This window comes from Streptomyces sp. NPDC058086 (assembly GCF_042885015.1).
Lineage (GTDB): Bacteria > Actinomycetota > Actinomycetes > Streptomycetales > Streptomycetaceae > Streptomyces.
Genome location: NZ_JBHVST010000008.1, coordinates 105,477 through 119,230 on the forward strand (window position 1 = coordinate 105,477; position 13,754 = coordinate 119,230).

Annotated in this window: 13 protein-coding genes and 1 pseudogene; 3 read left to right on the forward strand and 11 right to left on the reverse strand. The window is 69.8% G+C overall.

Annotated features, from left to right (window positions below):
• Nucleotides 1–93: 93 nt before the first annotated feature.
• The 7 genes and pseudogenes from ACFVWD_RS08865 to ACFVWD_RS08895 all read right to left on the reverse strand — a co-directional run bounded on the left by ACFVWD_RS08865 (nucleotide 94) and on the right by ACFVWD_RS08895 (nucleotide 6,184).
• Complete coding sequence (locus ACFVWD_RS08865) at nucleotides 94–675, reverse strand: sugar kinase (protein WP_389594614.1); 582 nt, start codon at nucleotides 673–675, stop codon at nucleotides 94–96.
• Entirely contained in the window at nucleotides 672–1,817 is a 1,146-nt protein-coding gene (locus ACFVWD_RS08870; protein WP_075032911.1) for an ROK family glucokinase, read from the reverse strand. Before ACFVWD_RS08870 ends, ACFVWD_RS08865 begins: the two co-directional genes overlap by 4 nt.
• A 173-nt stretch (nucleotides 1,818–1,990) precedes the next feature.
• Entirely contained in the window at nucleotides 1,991–2,815 is an 825-nt protein-coding gene (locus ACFVWD_RS08875) for an ATP-binding cassette domain-containing protein (protein ID WP_389594696.1), read from the reverse strand.
• A 17-nt stretch (nucleotides 2,816–2,832) separates the two neighbouring features.
• A complete protein-coding gene (locus tag ACFVWD_RS08880) occupies nucleotides 2,833–3,894 on the reverse strand; it encodes an ABC transporter permease (RefSeq protein ID WP_389594615.1) in 1,062 nt (353 codons plus the stop codon).
• Nucleotides 3,891–4,895, reverse strand: coding sequence for a sugar ABC transporter substrate-binding protein (locus tag ACFVWD_RS08885; RefSeq protein WP_389594616.1), 1,005 nt, complete (start codon nucleotides 4,893–4,895; stop codon nucleotides 3,891–3,893). Before ACFVWD_RS08885 ends, ACFVWD_RS08880 begins: the two co-directional genes overlap by 4 nt.
• Nucleotides 4,896–5,166: 271 nt before the next feature.
• Nucleotides 5,167–5,277: pseudogene (locus ACFVWD_RS08890) on the reverse strand (sugar ABC transporter substrate-binding protein); the annotation flags it as partial.
• Nucleotides 5,278–5,446: 169 nt separating this feature from the next.
• Entirely contained in the window at nucleotides 5,447–6,184 is a 738-nt protein-coding gene (locus ACFVWD_RS08895; protein WP_351429909.1) for a GntR family transcriptional regulator, read from the reverse strand.
• Nucleotides 6,185–6,311: 127 nt separating this feature from the next.
• Between ACFVWD_RS08895 and ACFVWD_RS08900 the strand changes: the two genes are divergently transcribed.
• Nucleotides 6,312–7,322: a Gfo/Idh/MocA family oxidoreductase gene (locus ACFVWD_RS08900; protein WP_389594617.1), complete on the forward strand. Its 1,011-nt coding sequence runs from the start codon at nucleotides 6,312–6,314 to the stop codon at nucleotides 7,320–7,322.
• 72 nt (nucleotides 7,323–7,394) lie between these two features.
• Here ACFVWD_RS08900 and ACFVWD_RS08905 read toward each other — a convergent pair whose 3' ends face one another.
• Both ACFVWD_RS08905 and ACFVWD_RS08910 read right to left on the reverse strand, forming a co-directional pair.
• Complete coding sequence (locus ACFVWD_RS08905; RefSeq protein ID WP_389594618.1) at nucleotides 7,395–8,567, reverse strand: cytochrome P450; 1,173 nt, start codon at nucleotides 8,565–8,567, stop codon at nucleotides 7,395–7,397.
• A gap of 41 nt (nucleotides 8,568–8,608) precedes the next feature.
• Entirely contained in the window at nucleotides 8,609–9,283 is a 675-nt protein-coding gene (locus tag ACFVWD_RS08910) for a response regulator (protein ID WP_389594619.1), read from the reverse strand.
• Nucleotides 9,284–9,398: 115 nt separating this feature from the next.
• On the opposite strand from ACFVWD_RS08910, the gene ACFVWD_RS08915 reads away from it, so the two are divergent.
• Nucleotides 9,399–10,427: an aldo/keto reductase gene (locus tag ACFVWD_RS08915; RefSeq protein ID WP_389594620.1), complete on the forward strand. Its 1,029-nt coding sequence runs from the start codon at nucleotides 9,399–9,401 to the stop codon at nucleotides 10,425–10,427.
• 237 nt (nucleotides 10,428–10,664) lie between these two features.
• Here the strand turns inward: ACFVWD_RS08915 and ACFVWD_RS08920 are convergent, their stop codons facing one another.
• Entirely contained in the window at nucleotides 10,665–11,894 is a 1,230-nt protein-coding gene (locus tag ACFVWD_RS08920) for a sensor histidine kinase (protein WP_389594621.1), read from the reverse strand.
• A gap of 246 nt (nucleotides 11,895–12,140) precedes the next feature.
• Nucleotides 12,141–12,533, reverse strand: coding sequence for a ribonuclease domain-containing protein (locus ACFVWD_RS08925; RefSeq protein WP_389594622.1), 393 nt, complete (start codon nucleotides 12,531–12,533; stop codon nucleotides 12,141–12,143).
• Nucleotides 12,534–12,731: 198 nt separating this feature from the next.
• Between ACFVWD_RS08925 and ACFVWD_RS08930 the strand changes: the two genes are divergently transcribed.
• Nucleotides 12,732–13,739: a CorA family divalent cation transporter gene (locus ACFVWD_RS08930; protein WP_389594623.1), complete on the forward strand. Its 1,008-nt coding sequence runs from the start codon at nucleotides 12,732–12,734 to the stop codon at nucleotides 13,737–13,739.
• Nucleotides 13,740–13,754 lie beyond the last annotated feature (15 nt).

Sequence of the window (13,754 nt, forward strand, 5' to 3'; positions counted from 1 at the left end):
TCCCGCCCCTCGGCCGAATCAGTTGTCTTCGACTCTACGGGCGGGCTCTGACAATCGGTCCCGACGGTGGCGCCGGCGCGGGGCCGGGGCGGCTCAGGGGACCGTGCGGGAGACGACGTAGACCATGGCGCGCCCGGGCCGGGGCCAGTTCACGACGATGTCCTGGGTGGGCGCCGGGTCCTTCTGTTCGTGGACGAGGCCCCACCACGAGCCGGGGCCCGTGAACTTCCAGCCGACGACCTTCTGGTCGCGGGTACTGATGGCGATGTCGTTCTTGCGCAGTTTGTCCCGGCTGGTGCCGATCTCCGCGAGGAACTGCTCCAGGCCCGGGCCGTTGGTGGCGAACTGTACGTAGAAGCGGCTGGTCTTCCAGTTGTTCGTCTCGTAGGAGGCGACGGCGACGGCGTTCAGCGGGATCGGCACCTGGTAGAGGCGGCGCTGGACGCGCGAGGGCCAGCCCACGGTGAGGCCGGTCGCCGAGTACTTCTCCTCCTTCTGCTTGCCGCTGTCGCGGCTCTGGTTGGCGGAGATGACCAGGTAGCCCGCCGGGACGCCGATGAGCAGCACGATGATCAGCAGCGTCAGGGCACGGCGGCGGAACTTGCGGCGCGGGTCCTCCGGCGGGCGCTGGGGCTCGTCCGGAGGTGAGGCCTGGCGCGGCAGCGAGGCCGTCACAGCGTCCCCTGGGTCGTACGGCGGGACTCGGAGTAGCGCTCGTACCGCTCGTAGCGCTCCACACGGCGGCGCTTGGCGCGGCGGAAGCGGCGGGCGACGAGGCGGGCGAGGTCGGCGGCGCCGACCATCCCCGCCTCGGGGCCGAGCTGGGCGCGGGCGATACGGGCCTCGGGGCGGTAGCCGCGGCCGGTCAGGTGGCGGCGGAAGGCGTCGCGCGCGGGCCCGATGAGGAGGTCGTCGGCCGCGCTGACGCCGCCGCCGATGACGAAGCAGGAGGGGTCCAGGGCCGCCGCCAGGTTGGCGATGCCGACGCCGAGCCACTGGCCGATGTCCTGGAGCAGCTCGATGCACATGGCGTCGCCCTCGCGGGCGAGCTCGGTGATCATCGGGCCGGTGATGTCGCCGATGTTGCCCTTGACGTGCTCGATGATCCCGTACGCGACCGGGGAGTCCGCGGCGGCGAGTTCGCGGGCCTCACGGACCAGCGCGTTGCCGGAGCTGTACTGCTCCCAGCAGCCGCGGTTGCCGCACGGACAGCGGTGGCCGCCGGGGACCACCTGCATGTGACCGAACTCGCCCGCGACGCCGAACTTGCCGCGCTTGACCTGGCCGTCCTCCAGCAGCGCGCCGCCGATGCCGGTGCCGAGCGTGATCATGACGAGGTTGTCCTCGCCACGCCCCGCGCCGAACCGCCACTCCGCCCAGGCGGCGGCGTTGGCGTCGTTGTCGACCAGAACCGGGACGGCGAGCCGTCCGGCGAGGCGGTCGCGCAGCGGCTCGTTGCGCCAGGACAGGTGGGGGGCGAAGAGGACGCGGTTGCGCTCGGCGTCGACCCAGCCGGCCGCACCGATGCCGACTGCGTGCACGTCGTGCCGGTCGGAGAGGTCCAGGACCAGCTCCACGATGGTGTCCTCGACGACCTTGGGGCTCTTGGACTTGTCCGGCGTCTCGGCGCGGAGCTTCTCCAGGATGTTGCCGTCGGCGTCGACGACGCCCGCCATCACCTTCGTGCCGCCGATGTCGATACCGACGGTGGGGACGCGGGGCGCCGTCAGGTGGGAACGGCGTTCACGCGTCCCTACGGTCCGCAGGACAGTGGCCCGCGCGGAGCCGCGGTGTGCGAGGTCGCGGTAGGTGCTCATCGGGCCGATTCTGCCTCACCGTGCCATGGGAGCGCATGGCGGAGTCCCACCGCGCTCTTCGGGACGCTCCGCCGGAGCGTCCCGAAGAGCCTTGGGCCGTATGTGAACCGTGGGCTGTATGTGGCTGGTCGCGCCAACGCAGCGGAGTCGGACATTTCACAGCCCCGCGCCCCTTAAGAGGCGCTCCGCTCCAGCTCGTGACGGAGGTCGTCCAGCTCGCTGCCGCCCGCCATCTGGCGGGTCAGCTCGTCGAGGGTGATCTCGTCGCGGGTGTGGCTGCCGAACATGGCGCCGCGCTTCAGGAGGACGAAACGGTCGCCCACCAGGTACGCGTGGTGCGGGTTGTGGGTGATGAGGACCACGCCGAGACCGGCGTCCCGCGCGGCGGCCACGTACTTGAGGACCACGCCGGACTGCTTCACGCCGAGCGCGGCGGTGGGCTCGTCGAGGACGAGGACCTTCGCGCCGAAGTGGACCGCGCGGGCGATCGCCACGCACTGGCGCTCACCGCCGGAGAGGGTGCCGATGGGCTGGTCGACGTCACGCAGGTCGATGCCCATGCGCAGCAGCTCCGCGTGAGTGGTCCGGCGCATGCGGTCGACGTCCATGCGCTTGAAGGGGCCCGTGCCCCTCGACAGCTCGGAGCCGAGGAAGAAGTTCCGCCACACCGGCATCAGCGGGACCACGGCGAGGTCCTGGTAGACGGTGGCGATGCCCCGGTCCAGGGCCCCGCGCGGGGAGGTGAGCCGGGTCTCCTCGCCCTCGATGCTCAGGGTGCCGGCGTCGTGCTGGTGCAAACCCGCGATGATCTTGATCAGTGTGGACTTGCCCGCGCCGTTGTCGCCGAGCACACACGAGATCTCCCCCGCGTGCACCACCAGCGAGACGCCTTCGAGGGCGCGGATGTTGCCGTAGTACTTGCTGACGTCGTCGAGTTCGACGAGCGCCGTGCGTTCCGTGGCGGCCGCGCCGGTCGTCTTTCCCGCGTCCGTCGTCATGCCGTCGCCGTCCGTCGTCATGCCGTCGCCTCCGCGCGCTTGCGGACCCAGTGGTTGAGCAGGGTCGCCAGGAGCAGCATCACTCCCAGGAAGAACTTGAACCAGTCCGGGTTCCACTCGGCGAACACGATGCCCTTGCTCACCATGCCGAAGATCAGCGCGCCGACCGCCGCGCCGACCGCGGAGCCGTAGCCGCCGGTGATCAGACAGCCGCCGATGACGGCCGCGATGATGTAGATCAGCTCGTTGCCCACGCCCTCGCCGGACTGCACGACGTCGAACGAGAACAGCAGGTGCTGCCCGGAGATCCAGGCGCCGAAGGCGACACCCATGTAGAGGCCGATCTTCGTCTTGTTGACTGGGACGCCGACCGCGCGGGCCGCGTCCTCGCCGCCGCCGACGGCGTAGATCCAGTTGCCGAAGCGGGTGCGCAGCAGGATCCAGGTGGCGACGACGACCAGGGCCAGCCACCACAGGATGGTGATCTTGAAGTCGACGCCGCCGATGGTGAACGTCGAGGCGAAGACGTCCCTGGCCGAGGAGAAGCCCTGCATGTCGGAGATCGACTTCGTGGACACCGTGCCGCTGATCAGCTTGGTGAAGCCGAGGTTCATGCCGGTCAGCATCAGGAAGGTGCCGAGCGTGATGATGAAGCTCGGCGGGTCCGTACGGGTCAGCATGACGCCGTTGAAGACGCCGATCGCCAGCGTGACGACCAGCGAGACGATGACGCCGACCCAGACGTTCGCGGTCATCTGGTAGCTGAACATCGAGGAGATCAGCGCGGAGCTGGTCACCATGACGCCCGCGGAGAGGTCGAACTCGCCGCCGATCATCAGCAGCGCGACCGGTACGGCCATGATGCCGATCGTCGAGGAGGCGTACAGCACCGTGCTGAGGCTCGCGGCCCGTACGAAGCTGTCCGCGAAGATCGCGAAGAAGAGGAAGACCGCGATCGCGCCGACCACGGAGCCGAGCTCGGGCCGGCCCATGAGTCTGCGCAGTGGCGAGGTCTTCAGGAGGCGCTCGTCGACCTCGGTGTCGGGCGACGGCGCGGGTGCAGGCGCGGTGGCGCTCATCGGGTACCCCGCTTGGTGTACTCCTCGAGCGCGGCGGCCTGATCCTTGGTGATGATCTGCGGGCCGGTGAGGACCGGCTTGCCGCCGCCGAGGACATCGGCGTTGTACCTGTAGAGCCACAGCAGGTCCACGGCCTCGTAACCCTGGAGGTAGGGCTGCTGGTCGACCGCGAAGCCGAGTGTGCCGTCCTTGAGCTCCGCGGCCACCTTCGCGTTCAGGTCGAAGGTGTCGATCTCCGCCTTGCTGCCCGCGTCGGCCTTCGCCTTCACCGCGGTGTCCGCGTACGGGGCGCCGAGCGTGACGACCGTGTCGATGGACTTGTCGGCCTGCAGCTTGGCGCCGATGGACGACTGCACGTCCGGCATGCTGGTGCCCTGGACGTAGAGGTTCTGCACGGTGCCGTGGAAGGTGTTCTTCACACCCGCGCAGCGCTGCTCGTGGCCGACGTTGCCCTGCTCATGCAGGATGCACAGGGCCTTCTTGCGGCCCCGCTTGTTCAGTTCCTCGCCGACCGCCTCGCCGGCGATCGTCTCGTCCTGCCCGATGTGGGCGAGCGCGCCGAACGCCTTGGACTGCTCGGAGCCGGAGTTCACCGTGATCACGGGAATGCCGGCCTTCTCGGCGCGCGCGACGGCGGCCTTCATCGCGTCCGGCTTGGCCAGCGTGACGATGATGCCGTCGACCTGCTTGTCCACGGCGGCGTCGACGAGCTGCGCCTGCTGCTGCGCCTCGGCGTTGTGCGAGTACAGGAAGTTGATGTTGTCCTTGACCGCGGCCTGCTTGGCGCCGTTCTGCACGATGTCCCAGAACGTGTCGCCATCGCCCGAATGGGTGATCATCGCGAAGGTCCACTTGGGCGTGTTCACCGCGGCCCTGCCCTGGGCCGCGGCCGCCTTACGGGCATCCTCGGCCCGCTTCCCGCCGGTGCTGCTGCATCCCGCGAGGGACACCCCCAGCGCCCCTGCGAGCGCGATGCTTACCCAGGTCCGAGTCCGTGCCACGAGGCCGTGCCCTTCTTGCTGTGTTCTTTGGTGCGCCGGGGCCCGCGAAGCGGCCCGGCGGGCCGTTCCGCAGGCCCCGGGGGCCGACATCTCGCCGGCCCCAAACGCCCAAGTATCGAACACTGGGATCGTGCACCCCATCAGCGGGTCCCGCGCGCGGTGTACTTCTCGAGGGTCGAGGCGTCCTTCTCGGTGATGATGGCCGGGCTGGTCAGGACCGTCTTGCCGCCGCCGAGGATGTCGCCGTTGGTCTTGGGCGTTCCCCCACACTCGCCGCCTGCTTGGCGCCGCTCTGCACGATGTCCCGGAAGGTGTCACCCTCGCCCGAGTGCGTCACCATCGCGGTCTTCAGACGGGGCGTACTCGCGGCCTTGCCGCCGCTGCCGTTCGGGCTGTACGCCTGGTCGGAACGCCCTCTTTTCCGCCGCTCCTTTGCGGCTGAGGGGAGTTCCAGCTTTGCGCCCGCACACCAGTCAATGGACTTTTTAGAACATTCTTACGATTCAAATTCGGCCTCGCCGAAGTCGATTCACCACCCCTTCACGACCGCTTCACGGCCGTACGAGGAGCTGGAATTCGAAGGAGTAGCGCGCGGCACGGTACATGTGGCTGCCGAACTCCACCGCGCGTCCGGTGTCGTCGAAGGTGGTGCGCTGCATCGTGAGCAGCGGTGCCCCCTCGGGCTCACCGAGCCGCTCCCCCTCCTCCGCGGTGGCCGCGCGGGCGCCGATGGACTGGCGGGCGCTGTGCAGCGTGATGCCCGCGGCCCGCATCAGCCGGTACAGACCGGTGGCCTCCATCTGCTCGCTGTCCAGCTCCAACAGCTCCGGGGGCAGGTAGTTGCAGAGGTACGCCATCGGCTCCCCGTGGGCGAGCCGCAGCCGCTCCACCCGGTGTACGTCACTACCCTCGGCCACGCCCAGAGCGGCCGCGACCTCGGCGGACGCCGGTACGACGGTGTTGACGAGCACCCGGGTCGCGGGGCGCTGCCCGGCCGCCTCCAGGTCGTCGTACAGGCTGCTGAGCTCCAGGGGCCGCTTGACCTGGCTGTGCACGACCTGGGTGCCGACGCCGCGGCGGCGCACCAGCAGGCCCTTGTCGACGAGGGACTGGATGGCCTGGCGGACCGTGGGCCGGGACAGCCCGAGCCGCCCCGCGAGCTCGATCTCGTTGCCGAGAAGGCTGCCCGGGGTCAGGGTCCCGTGCTCGATCGCGGCCTCCAGCTGTTGGGACAGCTGGAAGTACAGCGGGACCGGACTGCTGCGGTCGACGCTGAGCTGGAGCGACACGGTCGGATCCTCATCTGGTTTCGGCACGGGCCGAGCGTAGCTCTGGGAGATGTTGACGGGAAGTTGTGTAGTTCGATTGTCCGGACAAAGCATTGACAGCGTGCCTGGTGGGCCTCACTTTGTTCCCATGCGCATCGGACTTATCGGAACGGGTCGTATCGGCACATTTCACGCGACCGTTCTCAACCGCCACCGCGAGGTCGGCTCCCTCATCGTCACGGACGCGGACACGGTGAGGGCGCATGCGGTCGCGGACCGGCTGGGCGCGACGGCGGCGCCCAGCGTGGACGAGATCTTCACCTGGGGCGTGGACGCCGTGGTCATCACGGCGGCCACCTCGGCGCACGGCGAACTGATCGGTCGGGCAGCGCGCCTGGGGCTCCCGGTGTTCTGCGAGAAGCCCATCGCGGTCGATCTGCCGGGCACGCTGTCCGCGCTTGCCGAGGTCGACGCGGCCGGCACGGTCCTGCAGCTGGGTTTCCAGCGCCGCTTCGACACGGGCTACACGACCGCGCGCGAGGCGGTGCGCTCGGGACGGCTCGGCCGGCTGCACACGATCCGTGCGATGACCTCAGACCAGTCGCCGCCCCCGGCCGCGTACCTCCCGATCTCCGGCGGCATGTACCGCGACTGCCTCGTCCACGACTTCGACATGCTGCGCTGGATCACCGGCCACGAGGTCGTCGAGGTGTACGCGATGGGCTCCGACGCCGGGCCCTCGATGTTCCGTGAGGCTCATGACATCGACACGGCCGCCGCCGTCCTCACCCTGGACGACGGCACACTCGCCACGACGACGGCGACCCGGCTGAACGGCGCGGGCTACGACGTGCGCATGGAGCTGGCCGGCGAGCTGGACCAGATCGGCGTCGGCCTGGACGACCGTACGCCGATCGCCTCCACCGAACCGGCCGGACCGCCGGCCGCCGACAAGCCGTGGACCGGCTTCCTGGAGCGCTTCGGCCCCGCCTACGAGGCCGAGCTCGCCGCCTTCGTCGACGTCGTGCGCGGCGAACGCGCCAACCCCTGCGACGGGCAGGAGGCCCTGCACGCACTGCGCATCGCCGAGGCCTGCGAGCTGTCGCGGCTGGAGAGACGCCCGGTGTACCTGGCGGAGATCCCCGGCAGACGGGACTGAGCGAGCACGTCGGTGCCCCTCCCCACCCGAAGCCACACCATCGTCACCCCCGACTCCCCCACGCACCACCACTCACCAGCGCACCGGCAGGCTGCGCAGACCGCGCATCAGCATGCCGGAGAGCCAGTCACCAGGGGGCCCGTCCAGCGCGAGGTCCGGGCATCTCTCCAGCAGGGAGCGCAGCGCGACCCGGGCTTCGAGACGGGCCAGCGGCGCACCCAAGCAGTAGTGGATGCCGTGCCCGAAGGAGAGATGGCCCTGCGGGGCGCGGTGGATGTCGAAGCGGTCCGGATCCGGGCAGCGCGCCGCGTCACGGTTGGCGGCATCGAGCCCGATCATCACCGAGTCACCGGCCGCGATGGCCCTGCCACCGATCTCCAACGGCTCCGCCGCATAGCGGTACGTCGCCGTCTCGACCGGTCCCTCGAAGCGCAGCACCTCCTCCACCGCGCCGTCGAGGAGCGTCATGTCGGCCCGCAGCGCGGCGAGTTGGCCGGGGTGGGTGAGCAGAGCATGCACGCCGTTCGTGATCAAATTGACCGTGGTCTCGTGGCCCGCGACCAGCAGGATGAACGCCATCCCGCGCAACTCGTCCCGGGAGAGCCGGTCGCCGTCCTCGGCCCGGGTGCGGATGAGGTCGCTGAGCAGGTCGTCGCCAGGTGCCGTGCACCGCTTGTCCTCGATCAGCTCATCGAGATAGGCGGCCAGCTGCCGGACGGCGGCCAGCTCGGAATCTCCATCGGTCGGCGTCACGATCTCGTTCGACAGCGCGCGGAACGTCACCCGGTCGATGTCCGGAACGCCGAGCAGCTCGCAGATGACGGTGATCGGCAGCGGATAGGCGAACGAGTCGACGAGGTCGGCGCCCCTCTTCGGCAGCATCTCGTCCAGCAGTTCGTCGGTGATCTGCTGGACGCGCGGGCGCATCGCCTCCACCCGCCGCATGGTGAACGCGCCCGTGACGAGGGAGCGCAGCCGGGTGTGCTCCGGCGGGTCGGCGATCAGCACATACCGGCCCATCAGCTCCTCTTCGAGCGAGCTCCACCCCCCTCTCCTCGTGTCCTTGGAGAGCCTCGGGTCGGCGAGGGCGGCCCGCGCCTCCTCGTACCCGACGACGAGCCAGCCCTCGTACGCACCCGGCTGCGGCGTCCGCACCCAGTGGACGGGGCCGCGCTCGCGCAGCGCCGCATACACCGGATACGGGTCCCTCGTGAACCCCGCGCCGTACTCCCCCAGATCGATCATGGTCCCCCTCCCGTTGTCCTTCCAACGCGCGGGCCCCGCGCTCAGTGCCCGTCGTCTCCCTCCAGAAGTCCCGCGTCGTACGTCAACAGGGCTATCTGAACACGGTTGTTGAGGCCGAGCTTGGCGAGGACCCGTGAGACATGGGTCTTGACGGTGGCGACGCTCATGTACAGCTCGGCGGCGATCTCGGCGTTGGAGGAACCCCGGCCGACGGCCACGGCGACCTCGCGTTCGCGGTCGTTGAGCGCGCCGATCCGGTCCCGGGCGCCGGTGCGCCGCCCACCCGGCGCCCCACCGGCCGCGTGCTCCATCAACTGGCGGGTGACGGCGGGCGAGAGCACGGGATCACCGGCCGCGACCCGGCGTACCGCGTCGAGGATCTCCACAGGCGGCGTGTCCTTGAGAACGAACCCGGCGGCACCCGCGCGCAGCGCCCGCAGCACCTGATCGTCGGCGTGAAACGTGGTGAGGACCACGATCTGCGGCGCGTCCTCGCGCCCTCGCAGCCGTTCGGTGGCCGTGAGTCCGTCGACCACCGGCATCCGGATGTCCATCAGGACGACGTCCGGGCGGGTGCGGTCGACGAGCGCCTCGACCTCACTGCCGTCCGCGGCCTCGCCGACGATCTCGATGTCGTCGGCGCCGCCCATCATGAAGGACAGGCCGGCCCTGACCAGCGGATCGTCGTCGACGAGAAGCAGCCGGATCGCATTCATGGTGCCTACCGTAGGTTGCCCGCCGGAGCATTACCCACGCTTCGACCGTGACGAACGACTACCGTCGGCCGACAGGACAGTATCGACGGGGTCTCTCCCAGGAGTGAGGAGTTCAGTGCGCTATCGGCTCTTGGGCAGGACCGGCCTGCGCGTCTCGGAGTTGTTCCTCGGTGCCATGACGTTCGGGGAGCAGGGCGGGGTGGGAGCGCCGAAAGAGGAGTGCGCGCGGATCCTCGACGCGTACGCGGAGGCGGGCGGCAACGTGGTGGACACGGCCGTCAACTACCGGGGCGGCGCCAGCGAGGAGATCGTGGGGGAGTTACTCAAGGGCCGACGCGACCGTTTCGTCGTCTCCACCAAGTACACCGTCTCCCGTGACGGCACCGACCCGAACGCCGCCGGGAACCACCGCAAGAACCTCGCCCTCTCCCTGGAGACGAGCCTGCGGCGCCTCGACACGGACTACATCGACGTCTACTGGGTGCACATCTGGGACCGGAACACACCGGTCGAGGAGACCATGCGCGCCCTGGACGACGCCGTAAGGTCCGGCAAGGTCTTGTACGTGGGCATCTCGGACGCGCCCGCCTGGGTGGTCTCACGGGCCAACACCCTTGCCGAGTGGCGGGGTTGGTCCCCCTTCACCGCACTCCAGGTGCCCTACAGCCTGCTCAGCCGCGACGCGGAGCGCGAGCTCCTCCCCATGGCGGAGACCCTCGGCATGTCGGTGGCCGCGTGGAGCCCGCTGCAGAACGGCGTTCTGTCGGGCAAGTACACACGTCCGGGCGGCGTGGCCCCCGGCACGGCGACCCGCCTCTCCCCCGAGGCGATCGGGGAACTCGAACGGACGGTGGCCGAAGCGGTCCAGTCGGCGGCCGACGAACTAGGCGCCTCCCCCGCCCAAGTGGCCATCGCCTGGACCATGGCCCACTCCCCCACCGTCCACCCCATCATCGGCGCCCGCCACGTCACCCAGCTCACCGACAACCTGGGCGCGAGGGAACTCACCCTCCCCGACCACATTCTGACCAGCCTGGAGGAGGCCACGGCCTTCCGCACAGGCTTCCCGACCGACTTCATCAACGAAACAGCGAGCTGGGTATACGGCACCGCAGGCCACCGGGTAATCCCCCGCACCCCCTGACACACCCGCAGCCGCAGCCGCAATGCGACGCGAGGGGCCGTGGCGGTGCGTCGCAAGCCCGTCGCCTACGTTCGGATCGAGCAGCGGCTCCCTTGCCCGGCCCACGTCTGATCCAGCGGCGACGGGCTCGACGCACCGCCGCGGCCCCGCCCCAACTCGCAACCGCGGGCGCACCGCACACTCACCCACGCACCCGCGGGCGCACCGCACGCTCACCCACGCAGCCGCACCCCACGCTCACCCACCCCACGGCAGCCACGCCCGCACCAAGAAGCCCCCACCCCCGTCGGACCCGTGCTCCAGACGCCCCCCGGCCAGAGTGGCCCGCTCCGTCAGCCCGATCAGCCCCTGCCCGGAACCCGGCACATGCGGCACCTCCCCCGGAGGGGCCGGATTTCGCACGGACACACTCAGACCGTCACCCGGAGCACCCGAGACATCAACCGTGACCTCGGCTCCCGGAGCGTGCTTACGAGCGTTCGTCAGTCCTTCCTGGGCGATGCGATACACGGTCCGCCCGACGGACGCGGGCACAGCCGCGGCATCGGTGACCCGCAGATCGAGGGCCACCTTCATCCCCGCCTCACGCGACTCGGAGACCAGCGCGTCCAACGCGCCGAGCGTCGGCTGCGGCCGCCCCGCGTCGTCGGAGTCACCCGCCCGCAGCACCCCGATGATCTCCCGCAGATCCTGCAGGGCCTCGTGCGCGCTCTCCCGGATCACCCCGGCGGCCCGCGCGACCTCCTCGCGAGGCGCGTCCGGCCGGAACTCCAACGCCCCCGCGTGCACGCTCAACAGTGTCAGCCGGTGCGCGAGCACATCGTGCATCTCGCGCGCGATCGCCTCGCGCGCCAGCCGCTGCGCCTGCTCGGCCCGTAGCGCGGCCTCCGTCTCGGCCCGCCGCGCCCGGTCCCGCAGACTCAGCATGAGCTGCCGCTTGGACCGTACGAACATGCCCCAGCCGACGACCGCCAGCGTCAGCAGCGCGGTGACGGCGATGGCGGCGGCGTAGGACAGATCGGGATCGGGGCGCAGCCAGAAGTAGACCGGAAGCAGGGCGAGCTGGAGACCTGCGACCCAGCCCACGTACTTGAGGGGCCGGTGCACGGCGAGCGTGAAGAGGGCGACCAGGCCTGTGCCGCCCGCGGTGTTGGAGAGCAGTCCGACGGGGATCATCGCCACGGCCAGCCCCAGCGGCCACCGACGGCGCGACCACACGGCGAGGCAGGCGAGTCCGCCGATCCACTGGTCGACGACGGCGAGGGCGTGCGGGGTGTCCGGGTCGCGGGTCAGCGTGTGCGCGGCCATCACCCCGATGACGACGGCCAGCAGAAAGCAGCCGAAGTCGACCACCCAGTCACGCGCGGTACGCCGGGGCCGTCCGCCCCGCCCCGTCCGCTCGGGGCCGAGTTCCGCGACCACGGCCGACGGCAGCAGCCAGCGCCGCCCAGGCAGAACGGGTGCCATCGGCACCGGATTGTCACCACTCACGGTCGACAAATCTACGAGGCCCGCGCCGCAGCCACCTCCCCCGCGGCGGCGATCGTCGACCAAAGTAGCGGCGCCGCATACTTTCGTCCGGACGTACCTCGCCCCGCGGCCCATGAACGTGGGGGGAACCGCGGGGCGAGGATCTTCCGCAAAGCGGTCAAAACAGTCAAACCGGTTGAAGCGGATGGCGCGGTCAAACCAGTCGTACGCGCAGCCCTCGGCTCAGCAGCCGAAGTTGATCAGCTTGAACGTGACGTAGTGGTCCGAGGTGTAGTAGTCCTCCTGCGTCTTCTTGCCGGTCACGATGCGCTTGGCGCCGCGCGTCGAGGAGCCCGGCGTGATGACGGTGTACTCGTGGTAGTACCCGGTGGACTGGGAGGGCAGGACACCCTCCCGGTTCTGGAAGACGACCCCGTCCTGCGAGTACGGGAAGGGACCGCCGGACGCGATCAGGTCCAGCGTGTCGTACGCCTGCGACGGCAGCTTGCCGTAGCAGATGCTGCCCACGGCGGTGGCCGCCGCATTGGCGGGGACCACGGTGGTGCCGCCGATGAGCAGCGCGGACGTGAAGGCGACCAGGGCGCCGATACGAGTGATTCGTGGGGGGAATCTCATGACTCTAGGATGACGCGCGTAGACCCTGGCATGTCAATGTCAAGGCAGAGGATTTCTCCCACCAAGTCCGATGAATTTTCCGGGAGTTAACGAAGCCCGACACGACGCCGGGCGCGGTCAGCTGCTCGCGGGACCTTCGGCGGTAGTGTGCCGAGGGACGGTGCAGTGTGCACACGACGCCATCCACGGTGAGGGGCGATGATCGTTTCGGTGGTGTCGATGCCGGAGGGCGTCGTCGTTCGCACCGGTCTGACACAGGCCCGGGAGCGCCTCGCGGCGCCCTCCGGCTTCGTGATCGTGGACATCGACCTGGGAGACGAACCCCCACTCGACGACGCGCCGCTCTCCCGTCGGCTCGGACTGGACGACGCGGCCGGGGAGTGGCTCGGCAGAGCGGACGAGCACGTCCGGGCCGAGTACCACGACGGGACTGCGATCGGCGTCGTTCCGGTGGTCAGCGGAAACGAGGTCACCCATATCCATGTCCTTACCGACGAGCGCCGCTTCATCACGGTGCACCACGGGCCCGTCGAACTGATCGAGGCCTTCCTCGACCAACTGCCGCAGGACCTGCCCCCCGACGCGGTGACGACGCTGTTCCTGTTCCTGCAAGGGGTCCTGGAGACCTTTCGCCGAGCCGTCACGCAGGCCCATCTGGAGGTCGAGGACCTGGAGGAGGCGATGTTCGAGCGGCGGCAGCCGGAGCACGTCCAACGGCTGGCCCAGCTGCGACGGCGCGCGGCCCATCTGCATCGCGCGTTCCTGCCGTACGCCGCGGTCGCCCAGGAGATCCTGGTGCGCCGCAGGATGGCGGATCACCACCTCTCGGAGGAGCGGCAGGCGATGAACCGGCTGCACGAGCACACCGTGCAGCTGGTCCTCGTGGAGATCGAGGCGCTGCGGGACGCGGCCCGGCGGGCCGCGACCAGCTACGCGTCACTCGTCGCCGATCAGCAGAACGTCGTGATCAACAGGCTCACCATCGTCTCGATGGTCTTCTTGCCGCTGTCGTTCCTGACCGGCTTCTTCGGCATGAACTTCGCCTACCTCACCAACCGGCTGATGAGCGAGGACTCCTTCCTGGAGTTCGGCGTGGGTCTGCAGGTGGGTGCCGTGATCGTCGCCCTGTACTACGTGCTGTACCGCACGCACTGGCGGCAGCTGCGCGACAGCCGTGCCCGCGACGCCGCCGACGACCAGCCCTGATCACGGCCCGCCGGG